The organism is Actinopolymorpha rutila (assembly GCF_013407855.1).
GTDB classification, from domain to species: Bacteria; Actinomycetota; Actinomycetes; order Propionibacteriales; family Actinopolymorphaceae; genus Actinopolymorpha; species Actinopolymorpha rutila.
The window spans coordinates 3,148,669-3,163,873 of sequence record NZ_JACBZH010000001.1 but is presented as its reverse complement, the minus strand read 5'-3'; the positions used below and the strand labels follow the sequence as shown (position 1 = coordinate 3,163,873).

Annotated in this window: 11 protein-coding genes and 1 pseudogene; 6 read left to right on the top strand and 6 right to left on the bottom strand. The window is 70.4% G+C overall.

Annotation, left to right across the window (positions count from 1 at the left end; all coding sequences use genetic code 11):
* Positions 1–43: 43 nt before the first annotated feature.
* Entirely contained in the window at positions 44–274 is a 231-nt protein-coding gene (locus tag F4554_RS14090; RefSeq protein WP_179787801.1) for a hypothetical protein, read from the top strand.
* A 40-nt stretch (positions 275–314) separates the two neighbouring features.
* Positions 315–548, top strand: coding sequence for a hypothetical protein (locus F4554_RS14085; protein ID WP_179787800.1), 234 nt, complete (start codon positions 315–317; stop codon positions 546–548).
* Between the two features lie 65 nt (positions 549–613).
* On the opposite strand, the gene F4554_RS14080 is transcribed toward F4554_RS14085, so the two are convergent.
* Both F4554_RS14080 and F4554_RS14075 read right to left on the bottom strand, forming a co-directional pair.
* Positions 614–2,230 carry an ABC transporter substrate-binding protein gene (locus F4554_RS14080; protein WP_179787799.1) on the bottom strand — a complete coding sequence of 539 codons (1,617 nt, stop codon included), beginning with the start codon at positions 2,228–2,230 and terminating at the stop codon, positions 614–616.
* 174 nt (positions 2,231–2,404) lie between these two features.
* Positions 2,405–3,121 carry a GNAT family N-acetyltransferase gene (locus F4554_RS14075; RefSeq protein ID WP_337796032.1) on the bottom strand — a complete coding sequence of 239 codons (717 nt, stop codon included), beginning with the start codon at positions 3,119–3,121 and terminating at the stop codon, positions 2,405–2,407.
* A gap of 16 nt (positions 3,122–3,137) precedes the next feature.
* On the opposite strand from F4554_RS14075, the gene F4554_RS14070 reads away from it, so the two are divergent.
* Together F4554_RS14070 and F4554_RS14065 are read left to right on the top strand one after the other, a co-directional pair.
* Positions 3,138–3,887, top strand: coding sequence for an ABC transporter permease (locus F4554_RS14070; RefSeq protein WP_179787798.1), 750 nt, complete (start codon positions 3,138–3,140; stop codon positions 3,885–3,887).
* Positions 3,888–4,009: 122 nt separating this feature from the next.
* Positions 4,010–6,457 (top strand): DNA gyrase/topoisomerase IV subunit A, encoded by a 2,448-nt coding sequence (locus F4554_RS14065; RefSeq protein ID WP_179787797.1) that lies wholly within the window; start codon positions 4,010–4,012, stop codon positions 6,455–6,457.
* A 27-nt stretch (positions 6,458–6,484) separates the two neighbouring features.
* On the opposite strand, the pseudogene F4554_RS32165 reads toward F4554_RS14065, so the two are convergent.
* Positions 6,485–7,354: pseudogene (locus tag F4554_RS32165) on the bottom strand (APC family permease).
* A gap of 159 nt (positions 7,355–7,513) precedes the next feature.
* Positions 7,514–9,592, bottom strand: coding sequence for a DNA gyrase/topoisomerase IV subunit B (locus F4554_RS14055; RefSeq protein ID WP_202889286.1), 2,079 nt, complete (start codon positions 9,590–9,592; stop codon positions 7,514–7,516).
* A 455-nt stretch (positions 9,593–10,047) separates the two neighbouring features.
* Here F4554_RS14055 and F4554_RS14050 point away from each other — a divergent pair, with 455 nt between their 5' ends.
* Entirely contained in the window at positions 10,048–10,254 is a 207-nt protein-coding gene (locus F4554_RS14050) for a DUF7455 domain-containing protein (protein WP_092655548.1), read from the top strand.
* Between the two features lie 247 nt (positions 10,255–10,501).
* Positions 10,502–12,151, top strand: a complete 1,650-nt coding sequence (locus F4554_RS14045) for a DUF3131 domain-containing protein (protein ID WP_179787796.1) — start codon at positions 10,502–10,504, stop codon at positions 12,149–12,151.
* 50 nt (positions 12,152–12,201) lie between these two features.
* On the opposite strand, the gene F4554_RS14040 is transcribed toward F4554_RS14045, so the two are convergent.
* Positions 12,202–13,305: an RNA polymerase sigma factor gene (locus F4554_RS14040; protein WP_179787795.1), complete on the bottom strand. Its 1,104-nt coding sequence runs from the start codon at positions 13,303–13,305 to the stop codon at positions 12,202–12,204.
* Between the two features lie 218 nt (positions 13,306–13,523).
* A complete protein-coding gene (locus tag F4554_RS14035) occupies positions 13,524–15,128 on the bottom strand; it encodes an RNA polymerase sigma factor (RefSeq protein ID WP_179787794.1) in 1,605 nt (534 codons plus the stop codon).
* Positions 15,129–15,205: the final 77 nt, after the last annotated feature.

Here is a 15,205-nt window from a genome sequence, read left to right as displayed (position 1 = left end):
AACTTTGGTTGACAACGGCACCCTGTCAACCTAGATTGACAGAGTGCCGGACACACTCGTGGACACCCTGCGGGCGAAGGACCCACTCGAGGCGCTGGGCCAGATCGCCGAGCTCGAACGCCAACTCGACGCCGAGACCGAGATCCAGGTCCGCCGCGCCCGCGTCCAGGGCTGTTCCTGGGAGGTCATCGCCGCCGCGCTCGGAGTCAGCCGCCAGGCGGTGCACAAGCGGTTCGCCGGCCGCACCGGTCTGCTCAGACGCAACCGAAAGTAGGGGAACGATGCCCGGACGACCTCGACCACGATCCCGCGGCGTGGGTCATCCGTCGCGCCGGCGCGGCGGCCTGCTCTCCCGGCTGCGCAGGGGACGGACACCGTTGCCTCCGGGACCGGCCGGGCCGAACGGTCCGGGTGGGCCGCCGGACGCGGGGCCGCCGCCGGCCGGGGTACGCGAGCCACGCCGGCCGGGACCCGCCCCCTCCGCCGTGAGCGCGGCCGCGGGCGAGCCGCGCGACCAGTTCGTGAACCTCGCCCCGGACCGCCCCTGACAGTCCCTGACTTCTCCACACGTCGGACCGCCCGAGCACCCGAACGCAGTTCGCGGCGCCCCGCGTCAGACCGAACGCGGCCGCCGCGCCGGGTTGGCCACGTCGTCCTCGGTGAGGCCGGAGTTCGCCAGGATGTCGGCGAAGTGCGTCTCGATCGTCTTCTGCACCTGGGTGGCGTACTCCTGCGGCGGCGTCCGGCGCTGCAGGACGTTGGTGAACAACGCCTGCAGGATCTGCGTGGTGCGTCCGCCGCCGGGACCGTTGACCCAGAAACTGCCGTACGCCGGACCGACGATCCCCTTCTGCTGGATCTTCCCGAGCAGGTCGGCGATGTCCCGGGGGTACTCGATGCCGTTGACCATCGGCGGGCCGGCCGGCGCCAGCTCGTGCGCGTCCGAGGTGCCCTGCAGGAACGCGGTGTAGCCCGGCTTGGACAGCCAGAACATCAGGAAGTCCATCACCATCTCGGTGTGCGCGGGTTCCTTCTCCACCACCCCGAGGTGATAACCGGTGGTGCCTTCGGGCGGACGGGGCCGCGACTCCACCAGCGGGCCCTCCATCGGCGGAAACTCGAAGACGTCCCAGTCGAACGGCTGCAGCTTGCCTTCCTTGATCCCGAGCTTCTTGGCCCGGCTCTCGGTCAGTGACTGAAGATCCTTGTGCAGCAGGGTCAGCGACCACGAGCCGTCCACGAGCATCGCGGCCTTGCCCTGTACGAACGGGAGGTACTGGTCGGTGTAGGCGAAGAAGTCGCCGTTGGAGTACTGCGGGAAGACCCTGATCAGGTTGGTGACCAGCTCGACCATCGCCGGTGTGTCGTACCGCAGCGTCTTGGCCTTCAGCGCCTGGTAGAACCGCTGGGCGCTGTAGGTGTACTTCGCGTGCAGCGCCGGGTCGTTGGCGTCGTAGTCGAAGTCGCCGTCGAGCTCGGGGTTCCAGTTCCAGTCGCCCGGCTGGGAGCGCGCGGAGGTGGACCAGGAGGGGTGGTACTGGTCGAAGTAGACCGAGCAGATCCAGCCGGGAAGGATGTAGTCGAAGTTGGTGGACAGCGGGATGTGCCCGGCCTTCTTGAGCTTGGCGCTGACCTCGACGACCTCACGCCAGTTCTTCGGCGGGCTGACGTTGGCCGCGGCGAAGATCTCCTTGTTGTAGTACCACAACAGGTGTAGCTGGTCGGTGCCGAGCTGTGGCCGGGTGCCCTCGGCGGTGAGCTCGCGGTACTTCCCGAAGTCGTAGTCCTTCTCCCAGGCCTGACCGGTGTAGGGGTTGACCTGCGCGCGGTACTCGTTGAAGTCGACGAAGCCGCGGAAGTCCTGCGCGTAGCCGCTGGTGACGATGTCCGGCCCGACCCGGTTGGCCGACAACTGCGTGCCCAGCCACTGTCCGTACGCGTTGGTGTCGCTGTAGTCCCTGGTCTGCCAGGAGATCTGCACGTCCGGCTGGTGCTCGCGGTAGGCCCGGGTCAGCGCCTCCTGCGCCGCCTTCGGCGGATTCTCCAACGGGGCAACGGTGATGTGCCCGCGGTAGCGCGCGGCGTCGTCGGCGCGCTGCCGGGTCGCGGGATTGCCGAACGGCTGGCCGTCGTCACCGGTGCAGCCGGCGAGGACGGACGCGATCGTGGGAGCGGACACACCGAGGGCCAGCGAACGCAGCAAGAAGGCGCGCCTACTCGAGCCGGACATGCACTGCCTCCCTGACGGTTTCGGCGCCCACACTACCGGTGGGCCTCACCCACCCGGCCGGAAACTCGAAGGCCGGGCGGGCGGCGGAATTGTGTCCGGCCACGGGGCGGTCCCGCCCACGTTCGGACGTCGTACCCGGGCGCACATCTCGGTGCCCGTGCCCGCACCCGGTGCTCACGGCGCGACGAGCAGCACCTCGGCGCCGACCGGGCGGAAGCCGGCCGCCTGCAGCGCGCGGACCGAGGTGGCGTTGCCCGGCGACACCTGCGCCCACACCGCGCCCGCGCCGGGTGGCAGCAGATGGCGCGCCGCGCGGGCCAGCGTCCGGCCGAGTCCGCGGCCCTGCCGGTCAGGCTCGACCTCGAACGCCAGCTCCCACCGGCCGGCCAGTCCTCTGCCGACCAGCACGAGTCCGCCGTCGGCGCCGTACACGCGTACGTCGTCCCGGTACCGATGCGCCCGGCGTACGCGGGGATGGCCGGAGTCGGTGATCTCCGTCAGCTCCAGCGGCGGCGGGCCGGGTAGCCGGCCTGCCAGCATCACCTGGTCGAGCGCGCCGATCCGGCGGCCCGTGCGCGCGGCCAGGGCGGACAGGAATGCCGGCTTCATCGGCGCGCCGAGGTCGGTGGCACCGGTGGCGTGGGTGGCGTCGGCGCGGTCCAGCAGGGAGAGAACCCACTCCTGCGGGACGTCCGCGGCGACCACGGTGTGCGCGGTGAACGCGACCACCGCCGCGACGCGTCCGGGGGGCTGCGGCAGTACGCGGAACGTGCCGTCGGGCGGTGGCCACTCGGCCCGTTCGACCCGGGCCAGCAGGTCGGCCAGCGCGGGGCCTCCCTGTCCGTCCGTCCGTCGTCTCGGGGGACCTGGTGGCCGGGTGTCCGCAGTCACGGGTCCATCCTGTCCCATGCGCTCCGTCGGCCTGGGTCCCGCGACCCTCGTGCTCCTCCCGGTCCTGGCCGGTCTCGCCGCACTGCTGTCGAGGCTCGGCGGCCTCGGCCACCAGCGCGCCCTCCCGCTCGCCGTCGGCCGCGCGATCGTCCAGCTCGCCGCGGTCGGGCTCGTGGTCGGCTTCGCGCTTTCGTCGTACGCCGGGACGCTGGCATTCCTCGTCCTGATGGCCGGGGTCGCGACCTTCACCAGCGGCCGGCGGCTGCGCGGACTGCCGGACGCCTGGGCACGGGCAGGTGCCGCGATCGTCGTACCCGCGACACCGGTCCTCGTCCTCCTCCTGCTGACCCGCAGCGTCCCGGCGAACCCGGCCACCCTCCTCCCCCTCGGCGGCATCCTGGTCGGCGGGGCGATGTCGGCCACCACCCTGGCCGGCCGGCGGGTGCTGGCCGAGCTCCGCGGCCGCTGGGGCGAGGTCGAGGCGGCGATGACCGTCGGGCTGACCCCGCGGCAGGCGTACCGCGAGATCGCCGGGCGGGCCGGGGCGGACGCCCTGCTGCCCGCGCTCGACCAGACCCGTACGGTCGGCCTGGTGACCCTGCCCGGCACGTTCGTCGGGATGGTCCTCGGCGGCGCCTCGCCGCTGCGGGCGGCGGCGTTCCAGCTGGTCGTGCTGGTGTGCCTGCTCGCGGTGGAGGCAGCCTCGATCGTGCTGGTCACCGAGCTCGTCGCGGCGGCCGCGCCGTTCCCCCGGCCGGCGCCCTGACCAGAGCGGGCGCCGCCGCCCGCGAGTCGCTGTGTGGCACTGTCGGTGGTGGGTGGGACCATTCCGAGTGGACCCCAGCCACCTGGTTCGACCTCGCCTGACCCTGAGGAGTGCACGCCCGTATGGCCCGTAGCAAGACCGAGCTGCCGCCCCCGGACGACTTCGAGGAGCAGATCAGCGACATCGACGTCGGCGACGAGATGCGTACGAGCTTCCTCGAATACGCCTATTCGGTGATCTACACCCGGGCGCTGCCCGACGCCCGTGACGGCCTCAAGCCGGTGCAGCGGCGGATCCTCTACACCATGTCCGACATGGGGCTGCGCCCCGACCGCGCACACGTCAAGAGCGCGCGGGTGGTCGGTGAGGTGATGGGTAAGTTGCACCCGCACGGCGACAGCGCGATCTACGACGCGCTGGTCCGGATGGCCCAGCCGTTCGCGATGCGGGTGCCGCTGATCGACGGCCACGGCAACTTCGGCTCCCACGACGACAGCCCCGCCGCGATGCGCTACACCGAGTGCCGGATGGCCGCGCCGGCGCTGGCGATGACCGGGTCCCTGGACGAGGACGTCGTCGACTGGAAGCCCAACTACGACGGCCAGGAGAGCGAGCCGCAGGTCCTGCCGGCGGCGATCCCCAACCTGCTGGTCAACGGCGCCTCCGGGATCGCGGTGGGCATGGCCACCAACATGGCGCCGCACAACCTTGTCGAGGTGGTCCAGGCGCTCCGGCAGCTGATCAAGAAGCCGAGCTCGAGCCTCGACGACCTGATGCGCTACATCCCCGGCCCCGACCTGCCCACCGGCGGCAAGATCGTGGGCCTGGCCGGCATCCGGGACGCCTACGAGACCGGGCGGGGCGCGTTCAAGATGCGCGCCACGGTCCGGATCGACAACGTGACGCCCCGGCGCAAGGGCCTGATCGTCACCGAGCTCCCCTACAATGTCGGCCCCGAGCGGGTCATGGAGCGCATCAAGCAGCTCGTCCAGTCCAAGAAGCTGCAGGGCATCGCCGACCTGAAGGACCTCACCGACCGCGCGCACGGGCTCCGACTCGTCATCGAGATCAAGAACGGCTTCCACCCAGAGGCGATCCTCGAGCAGCTCTACAAGCTCACGCCGATGGAGGAGTCGTTCAACATCAACAACGTCGCCCTGGTCGACGGCCAGCCGCGCACGCTCGGGCTCAAGCAGCTGCTGGAGGTCTACCTCGGCCACCGCTACGACGTCACCCGGCGGCGCACGACGTTCCGGCTGACCAAGGCCTCCGACCGGCTGCACCTGGTCGAGGGCCTGCTGCTCGCCATCATCGACATCGACGAGGTCATCCAGATCGTTCGCGGCAGCGACGACGCCGGCCAGGCGAAGGACCGGTTGATGAACGTCTTCGACCTCACCGAGATCCAGGCGCAGTACATCCTCGACATGCAGCTTCGCCGGCTGACGAAGTTCTCCCGCATCGAGCTGGAGAAGGAGAAGTCCTCGCTGGAGAAGGACATCGAGGAGCTCTCCGCGATCCTGGAGGACGAGCGCCTGCTGAAGCGGCTGGTGTCTGGTGAGCTGACCGAGATGGCCAACGCCTACGGCACCGAACGCCGCACCGTGCTGCTGGAGTCGTCCGGGCACGCGGTCACCAGCACGGTGCCGCTGGAGGTGGCCGACGACCCGTGCTGGGTGCTGCTGTCCTCCACCGGGCTGATGGCCCGCACCACCGGTGCCGACCCGCTGCCCACCGAGGGCTCGCGCGCCAAGCACGACGTCGTGGTGTCCGCCGTACGCGGCACCGCGCGAGGTCAGGTCGGCCTGGTCACCAGTAGCGGGCGGCTGGTGCGGCTGAACGTGCTGGACATGCCGGCACTCCCGCCGACCGCCCACGTCCCCAACCTCCAGGGCGGCGCGCCGCTGAGCGAGTTCGTCTCCCTGGACAAGGGTGAACGCGGCCTGTGCCTCACCACCCTCGACCCCGACTCCCCCGGCCTGGCACTGGGCACGGCCGCCGGCGTGGTCAAGCGGCTCGCACCCGATCACCTGGCCAACCGCGACGCCTGGGAGGTCATCACCCTCAAGGCCGGCGATGAGGTGGTCGGCGCGGCCGAGCTGCGCACCGGCGAGGAGGACCTGGTCTTCGTCACCAGTGACGCCCAGCTGCTGCGCTTCTCCGCCGGTGCCGTACGCCCGCAGGGCCGGACCGCCGGCGGGGTGAGCGGGATCCGGCTCGGCGCGAAGGCCCGGGTGGTCTTCTTCGGCGCCGTGCCCGCCGACCAGGAGGCCGTCGTGGTCACCGTGGCCGGCTCGACGTCCGCGCTGCCAGGGATGGACGGCGGCTCGCTCAAGGTCGCCCCCTACAGCGAATACCCGGCCAAGGGACGTGCGACCGGAGGGGTGCGCTGTCACCGGTTCCTCAAGGGCGAGGAGGTCATCCAGTTGGCCTGGGCCGGGCCGGCGCCCGCGCGGGCGGCCACCGCCGCCGGAGCGGCGGTGCCGTTGCCGGCCGCGACCGGGCGGCGGGACGGCTCGGGCGAGCCGTCCACCAAGCCGATCGCTGCCGTCGGCGGCCCGCTCGTCTGACCCCAGCCGATGGTCAGGACCGGGTGGTCAGGACCGGGCCGAGGCGCTGCCCAACCTCCGCCCCGCCCAGGTGGCCAGCCACAGGACCAGACCGATCGCGAGCAGCACGCCCGCGATGGTGTACTCCTGTGGGTCGCGCCCGCTCCACGGTGTGGCCAGGTAGGCACAGCAGACGATCCCGAGCACCGGGAACACCGTCGGCGCGGGGTAGTGCCGGTGCTCCACCTGGCCCCGGCGCAGGACCAGCACCGCGGCGTTGACCAGCGTGAAGACACACAGCAGGAGCAGCGCGGTGGTGCCGCCAAGCTGGCTGACCCCACCCCACGCGGCCAGGCCGACGGCGAGCACCGAGGTGAACACGATGGCCGCCCACGGAGTGCGCCGGGTCCGGTGCACGACGCCGAGCGCCCGGGGAACGATCCGCTCCCGGGACATGCCGTAGACCAGGCGCGAACGCCATCAGCATGTTGATGAGGGCGGAGTTCGTCACCGCGAACAACGCGACGAAGGAGAACGCCGCGAGCGGCAGCCAGTCGGCACCGACGCGGACCACCTCCAGCAACGGGCCGTCGGACGCGCTCAGGTGTCCAGCGGCACCAGGCTGGTCGCGATGAACGCCACCAGCATGTAGATGACGCCGGTGATGGAGATGCCGAGGAACAGCGCCCGGGGAAAGACCCGCTGCGGGTTGTGGGTCTCCTCCGCCATGTTGACCGAGTCCTCGAACCCCACCAGGGCGAAGAACGCCAGCGCCGCGCCGCTCACCACCAGCCCGAACGGGTTGCCGTCGGAGCTGAACTCGAACGACCTGCCCGGGTCGCCGACTCCCCGAAGAACCGCGATCGCACCGATCACGATGATGAACAGCAGCCCGGACACCTCGACACAGGTCAGCACGACGTTGGGGCGTACCGACTTGCAGAGTCCGGCACGGTGGTCCCCCTTCTTGTCGGATGACCACCGTGCCCGATCGGTCGCACGCGGTAAAGGGCCTCGCCGCCGGATCAGCCGTCGATGTCGGCCGTCGACATCAGGCGTCGATGGCGAGTGTCGACGTCAGGCGTCGATACGCGCGTCGTCCAGCTCATAGGCGTTCGCCACCAGGAACTCCCGCCGGGGCGCCACGTCGTTGCCCATCAGCAGGTCGAACACCCGGTCGGACTCCTCGGCCCCGGCCATGGTGAGCCGGCGCAGGGTGCGGTGGCGGGGATCCATCGTCGTCTCGGCGAGCTGGTCGGCGTCCATTTCCCCCAGGCCCTTGTAACGCTGAGGCGGGTTCTTCCAGCGGACGCCCTTCTTCTCCAGCTGCACGCAGGTGCGCTGGTACTCCGCGTCGGAGTAGGTGTAGAGGAACTTGCTCTGCCCCTTCTTGGGGTTGGTGAGCTCGAACCGGTGCAGTGGCGGAACGGCGGTGTAGACCCGGCCGGCCTCGACCAGGGGCCGCATGTAGCGCCAGAACAACGTGGCCAGCAGGCAGCGGATGTGCGCGCCGTCGGAGTCGGCGTCGGCCATGAAGATGATCTTGCCGTAGCGCGCGGCGTCCAGGTCGAAGGTGCGACCCGAACCCGCACCGACCACCTGGATGATGGCCGCGCACTCGGCGTTCTTCAGCATGTCCGAGACGGACGCCTTCTGGACGTTCAGGATCTTGCCGCGGATCGGCAGCAGTGCCTGGAACTCCGCGTTGCGGGCCAGCTTCGCGGTGCCGAGCGCGGAGTCGCCCTCGACGATGAACAGCTCCGTGTTGTCGGCGGAGGAGGAACGGCAGTCGGCGAGCTTGGCCGGCAACGCCGACGACTCCAGCGCGTTCTTACGTCGCTGGGCATCGCGGTGCTGGCGGGCGGCGAGCCGGGCCCGGGCGGCGGAGGCGACCTTGTCCAGCACCGCGCGAGCCTGCTGCTTCTCGCCCCGCTTGGAGGAGGTGAGGAAGGTCTTGAGCTCCCTGCGTACGACGTCGGACACGATCCTGGCCGCCGCGGGCGTGCCGAGCACCTCCTTGGTCTGGCCCTCGAACTGCGGCTCGGCCAGCCGGACCGTGACGACCGCGGTGAGCCCCTCCAGGATGTCGTCCTTGGTGACGTCGGGCTCGCTCGCCCGCAGGACGCGGGTGGTCTTGAGGGCGTCGTTGAACGTCTTGCCGAGCGCGCGCTCGAAGCCCTGCACGTGCGTGCCGCCCTTGGGCGTGGAGATGACGTTGACGAACGACCGGATCTCCGTCTCGTATCCGGTGCCCCACCGCATCGCGACGTCCACCGCGAGGTCGCGCTCGACGTCGCGCGGGGTCAGGTGGCCCTGGTCGTCGAGCACCGGCACGGTCTCGGTGAAGTGACCGCCGCCCTGCAGCCGGAGCACGTCGGTCACGCCTTCGTCGGTGGCGAGGTACTCGCAGTACTCCGCGATGCCGCCGTCGTGCCGGAAGCTCTCCTCCCGGACCTCGGCTTCGCGCTCGTCCCGGACCACCACCTCCAGGCCGGGCACCAGGAAGGACGTCTGCCGGGCCCGGGTGGCGAGCTCGTCGAAGACGAACGTGGCGTCCTTGGTGAAGATCTGCCGGTCGGGCCAGAAGCGCACCCGCGTACCGGTCGTACCCCGCTTGACCCGGCCGATCTTGGCGAGGCCCGAGCCCTTGGAGAAGGACGCCCGCGGCCCGTCGCCGGCGAACGTGCCGGGCACGCCACGCCGGAAGCTCATCCCCCACTTCGCGGGCGAGCGGTCGACCTCGACGTCGAGGCGGGCGGACAGCGCGTTGATCACCGAGGCGCCGACGCCGTGCAGGCCGCCGGAGGCGGTGTAGGAGATGCCGCCGAACTTGCCGCCGGCGTGCAGCCGGGTGAACACGACCTCGACGCCGGACAGCTTGGTGCGCGGCTCGATGTCGACCGGGATGCCGCGGCCGTCGTCGCGTACCTCGGCCGACCCGTCGGCGTGCAGGATGACGTCGATACGGGTGCAGGCGCCGGCAAGCGCCTCGTCGACGGCGTTGTCGATCGGCTCCCAGAGGCAGTGCATCAGACCACGGGTGTCGGTGGACCCGATGTACATCCCCGGCCGCTTGCGCACCGCCTCGAGGCCCTCGAGAACCGTGAGGTGCTGGGCGGTGTAGCCGGAGTGGTCCAGATCCGCGGGCCGAGTCAACCGACGACTCCTCTCCGTGTCGATACAGTTGCTTTCAGTGGCATCCGGCCGCCGTGCTGGAAATGGCCGCCGATGCGAATGTCAGGCTACCGAGGGCCTCCGACAGTGGCCCACTCCCACGCCGCCGACCCATGGGACGTGATCTTCGCGTGTCCGAATGATCCTCCGATCGGAGGAAAGTCCGTTTCCGTGCCGCCGGGTCCCCGCGTACGCCACTGTGACGTTGACCACACCACCGAGGGGCGAAACGGCCCGATGCCGCTGCCAAAGGTCCCGTACCTCGCGGGACCGGGCCGGGCGCATGCGCCGATCCCGCAGTACGTTGACCACATGGCACGTGTCCTGGCCGGTGAGGTCGCCCGCCTCTGGGGGGCAGATCTGCGGGAACGGGAACACGATGCACCTGGTTTGATGTTGCTGGAGTGGAGTCCCCGACGGATCGGAGTGAAGATCACGTGACTGCTGCAGTTGCCACACCGCTCTCGGCCGCGGACCGTTGCGACCGCTGTGGCGCCCAGGCTTACGTCCGGGTGTCCCTTGCGTCCGGCGGTGAGCTGCTGTTCTGCGGACACCACGGACGCGAGCACTCGGAGAAGCTCCGGGAGGTCGCGTCCGACATCCACGACGAGACCAACCGGCTCGCGGCGGACAATCCCAACTAGGAAACCGTGCTGTGTGCGGCGACGAGGCCGCACACCACCCACACACGTGAACGCGCCGGTCACCACCTGGTGACCGGCCGTTTCGTGTCCAGGGAAGGTTGCCGCGGCCGCCTCCCGTCCGGGACCGGTCGCCTCCGGTCCCGCGCAGCCTCTTCTCCGGCCGCGGCTCTGCGGCCATACTCGGCGTCGATCGGCGCGGAGCGCTCCGGTGGTCGGTCCGCCCGCGCGGCCCGGAGAGGACGCCGCCATGGCTCGCTGGAAGCGCACCGCCGTCCCCCTCCTCCTGGCCCTGTCGGTCGCGGGGGCCACCCCCGCACTGGCCGCCGAACCGGCTACCAGCCGGACCGTACGGACCGCCGTTCAGACCGCTGTCCAGCCTTCCGACCACGCCGCCGCCCAGGCTGGGGAGCAGTCCGTGAGCGACGCCAACCTTCCGGCCGAACGGCAGACCCTCCTGCGCTACGCCCGGGACACCTGGCGGTCCTTCGACGCGATGGTCGTCCCGTCCACCGGGTTGCCGGCGGACTACATCGGCGGTGACCTGAGCCCCGCCACCCGCAGCGGCTACACCTCGCCGACGAACGTCGGCGGCTATCTGTGGAGCACCGTCGCCGCCCGGGACCTGGGCGTGGTCAGTGCCCGGGAGGCCGACAGCCGGGTACGGCAGACGCTGGACACCCTCGGCCGGCTGTCCTTCCACGAGCCGTCCGGCATGTTCTACAACTGGTACGACCCGGCCACCGGCGCCGTCCTGCGCGAGTGGCCCGAGGACGGAAGCGTCGTCCACCCGTTCCTGTCCTCGGTGGACAACGGCTGGCTCGCCGCCGCCCTCATGGTCGTACGCAGTGCGATGCCGTCCCGTGCCGCACAGGCCCAGCACCTGCTGGACCGGATGGACTTCGGCTTCTTCTACGACCCGCAGGGCAGGGGCGCCGACTTCCCGGCGGGGCTGCTCCGCGGGGGCTTCTGGGACAAGGAGCCACCCGGGTGCTCGGTGACCGGCAACTACCGCGACCGCGGCCCGGACGTGTGGTACACGTGCAACCACTACGACATCCTCAACACCGAGCCCCGGATCGCGAGCTACATCGGCATCGCGATGGGGCAGATCCCCGCGAAGCACTACTACGCCCCCTACCGCACCTTCCCGGCCAGCTGCGACTGGAGCTGGCTCGAGCAGCGGCCCGTCGGCTTCTCCACCAGCTACCTCGGGGTGCCGGTGTTCGAGGGCTCCTTCGAGTACCGCGGGCTGCGGTTCGTGCCGACCTGGGGCGGCGACATGTTCGAGGCGCTGATGCCGGCGATGTTCGTGCCGGAGGAGCGCTGGGGACCGCGTAGCTGGGGCCTCAACCACCCCGCGTATGTCCAGGGACAGATCGAACACGGGCTGAACGACGCGAAGTACGGCTACTGGGGCTTCTCCCCCGCCAGCGACCCGCGAGGCGGATACGCGGCGTGGGGAGTGGACGCCATGGGGATGGACCCCACCGGCTACCCCTCCGACCTGGAGGGCACCGACGTCGACCTCGGGTACGAGGGCTGCCGTCCCGCCCAGCCGGCCAAGCCCTTCGGCGACGGCGTGGTGACGCCGCACGCGTCGTTCCTCGCCCTGCCGTACGCCCAGCACGCGGCGGTGGACAACCTGGTCCGGCTGGAGCGCGACTTCGACTCCTACGGGCCGGGCGGCTTCTACGACGCCGTGGCCGTACGAAGCGGCACCGTCGCGCGGAGGTACCTCGCCCTGGACCAGGCGATGGTTCTCGGCCCGATCGGCAACGCGCTGAGCCACGACGACATCCGGGGGTACTTCTCCCGAGGGCAGGTGGAACGCGCGATCCGGCCGCTGCTGGCACGGGAACGCTTCGGCGCCGGGCGCTCCGCCGGCACGGGCAGATGAGGCAGGAGAGGTGAGGTGGGAGGTGACCCCACGGACGTGGGGTCGTCCCCTCAGGTGAGGTCGAGGTAGTCGCGGAGCACCTGCGAGCGCGACGGGTGCCGCAACTTCGACATCGTCTTGGACTCGATCTGGCGGATCCGCTCGCGGGTCACGCCGTAGACCTTGCCGATCTCGTCCAGCGTCTTCGGCTGGCCGTCGCCCAGGCCGAAGCGCAGCGACACGACGCCCGCCTCGCGCTCGGACAGCGTTTCGAGGACGGAGTAGACCTGCTCCTGCAACAGCCGGAACGCCACCGCGTCGGCCGGCACCACGGCCTCGGAGTCCTCGATCAGGTCACCGAACTCCGAACCCCCGTCGTCGCCGAGCGGGGTGTGCAGGGAAATCGGCTCCCGGCCGTACTTCTGGACCTCGACGACCTTCTCCGGGGTCATGTCGAGCTCCTTGGCCAGCTCCTCCGGGGTGGCCGACCGGCCGAGGTCCTGCAGCATCTGCCGCTGAACCCGGGCGAGCTTGTTGATCACCTCGACCATGTGCACCGGGATCCGGATGGTGCGGGCCTGGTCGGCCATCGCACGCGTGATCGCCTGCCGGATCCACCACGTGGCGTACGTCGAGAACTTGTAGCCCTTGGAGTAGTCGAACTTCTCCACCGCCCGGATGAGGCCGAGGTTGCCCTCCTGGATCAGGTCAAGGAACCCCATGCCGCGGCCGGTGTAGCGCTTGGCCAGCGACACCACGAGGCGGAGGTTGGCCTCCAGCAGATGGTTCTTCGCCTGGCGGCCGTCCTCGGCCAGCCATTCGTACTCCGCGACGAGGTCCTCGGCAGGCGCACCGGACTCACCCCCGAGCTTCTCCACGGCGAACAGGCCGGCCTCGATCCGCTTCGCGAGGTCGACCTCCTGCTCGGCGTTCAGCAGGGAGACCCGGCCGATCAGCTTGAGGTAGTCCTTCACCGGGTCGGCGGTGGCACCCGCGACCAGCACCTGCTGCTCGGGCTCGTCGGCGTCGTCACCCTCAGCGAGGACGAACCCCTCCTCCGGTGGCGGCTGCCCGGTGTCGCTGCTGGTCCCAGCGCCCGCCTCGGGGCCGGCGTCGGCGCTCTCCGGGCTGCTCTCGGCGCTGTTCTTGACCTCGGTCCTGCTCTGCGCGACCACGTTCCTCCTTCGGTCGAGCCGGCGCCCGCTGGGGCCCTCGGCGATGGACTGACGCGGATACGACGGTGGCCAGTTAGCCGAACGCCCCGTACTCCTGATCGAAGTACGGGGCGAAAGAGCGTCCAAGATCGCAGAGTCTACCGGCTACGGCGCCGGAACGCACAACGCAGGGACCCGGGCCGCCACCGGCCCGGGTCCCCACAAGCGTCGATCGCGCGTCAGTCGAGATAGTCGCGGAGCACCTGCGAACGTGACGGATGCCGCAACTTGGACATCGTCTTGGACTCGATCTGGCGAATCCGCTCACGGGTCACGCCGTAGACCTTGCCGATCTCGTCCAGCGTCTTGGGCTGGCCGTCGGTGAGACCGAACCGCATGGAGACCACGCCGGCCTCACGCTCACTGAGCGTGTCCAGAACGGCGTGCAGCTGCTCCTGCAGGAGCGTGAACGAGACCGCATCGGCCGGAACGATCGCCTCGGAGTCCTCGATCAGGTCACCGAACTCGGAGTCGCCGTCCTCGCCGAGCGGGGTGTGCAGGGAGATCGGTTCCCGGCCGTACTTCTGGACCTCGACGACCTTCTCCGGGGTCATGTCGAGCTCCTTGGCCAGCTCCTCCGGGGTGGGCTCGCGGCCGAGATCCTGCAGCATCTGCCGCTGAACCCGGGCGAGCTTGTTGATCACCTCGACCATGTGCACCGGGATGCGGATGGTGCGGGCCTGGTCGGCCATCGCGCGGGTGATCGCCTGCCGGATCCACCAGGTGGCGTACGTGGAGAACTTGTAGCCCTTGGTGTAGTCGAACTTCTCCACGGCCCGGATGAGGCCGAGGTTGCCCTCCTGGATCAGGTCGAGGAAAAGCATGCCGCGGCCGGTGTAGCGCTTGGCCAGCGACACCACGAGGCGGAGGTTGGCCTCCAGCAGGTGGTTCTTGGCCTTGTGGCCGTCCTCGGCGATCCACTCGAACTCGGTCACCAGCTCCGCGGGCGGCGCGCCGGACTCGCCGCCCAGCTTCTCCTCGGCGAACAGGCCGGCCTCGATCCGCTTCGCGAGCTCGACCTCCTGCTCGGCGTTCAGCAGGGGGACCTTGCCGATCTGCTTGAGGTAGTCCTTCACCGGGTCGGCGGTGGCACCCGCGACCAGCACCTGCTGCTCGGGCTCGTCGGCGTCGTCGCCCTCGGAGAGGACGAACCCCTCCTCCTCCAGCTCGGCGTTGAACTCGACCTCGAGGTCGCCCTCGGCCTCGGTCCCGGCGGCCTCGCCACCGGCCTTACCGGACGCGGCCTTCTTGCCCTTGGCCCCGGCGGCCTTCTTCGCCGTCTTGGCGCCGGCGCGCTTCGCCGCGGGACGAGCCGCCGCGGTGGCCTCGGCCTCGACGGGAACCTCTGCGGCGAGTTCGGCCTCGGTGGGCTCGGCCGCATCGGCGAGCCTCTCGGTGGGCTGGGACACGTCGCCGACAGGGGCCACCTTGGCGGCGGCCGGAGGCGTCGTGGGGGCTTCCTTGACCTTGCGGGTCTTGTGGGCCGGAGCGGCCGCCTTGGCGGGAGCCGCAGCGCTCTGGGTGACAGCGGCGGCCCGGCGCGAAGCGGCTGCGGCCACCCGCTTGCGGGTCGTCTGAGTTGTGGAGTCGACCGACACGGTCACACCTTCCTCACCGAGGTACCGAAGCAGGTGAGCCCATTGGGTCTTGTCGATACCGACTTCCTCACACGCGCCACGCACCTCCTCGGCGGTGACGTGCCCACGCTCGCGACCTTGGTCGACGAGTCGCTGGACTTCCGGGCTGTCAAGAAGCTGGGCATTCCGGGACGTGCGGGACGACACGACCTTCCTCTCGTCGTACTAGTGGTGAGAGTGACCGGGACACCGGGCATTTGCGCAAGAGAGCATTCTGACATGCC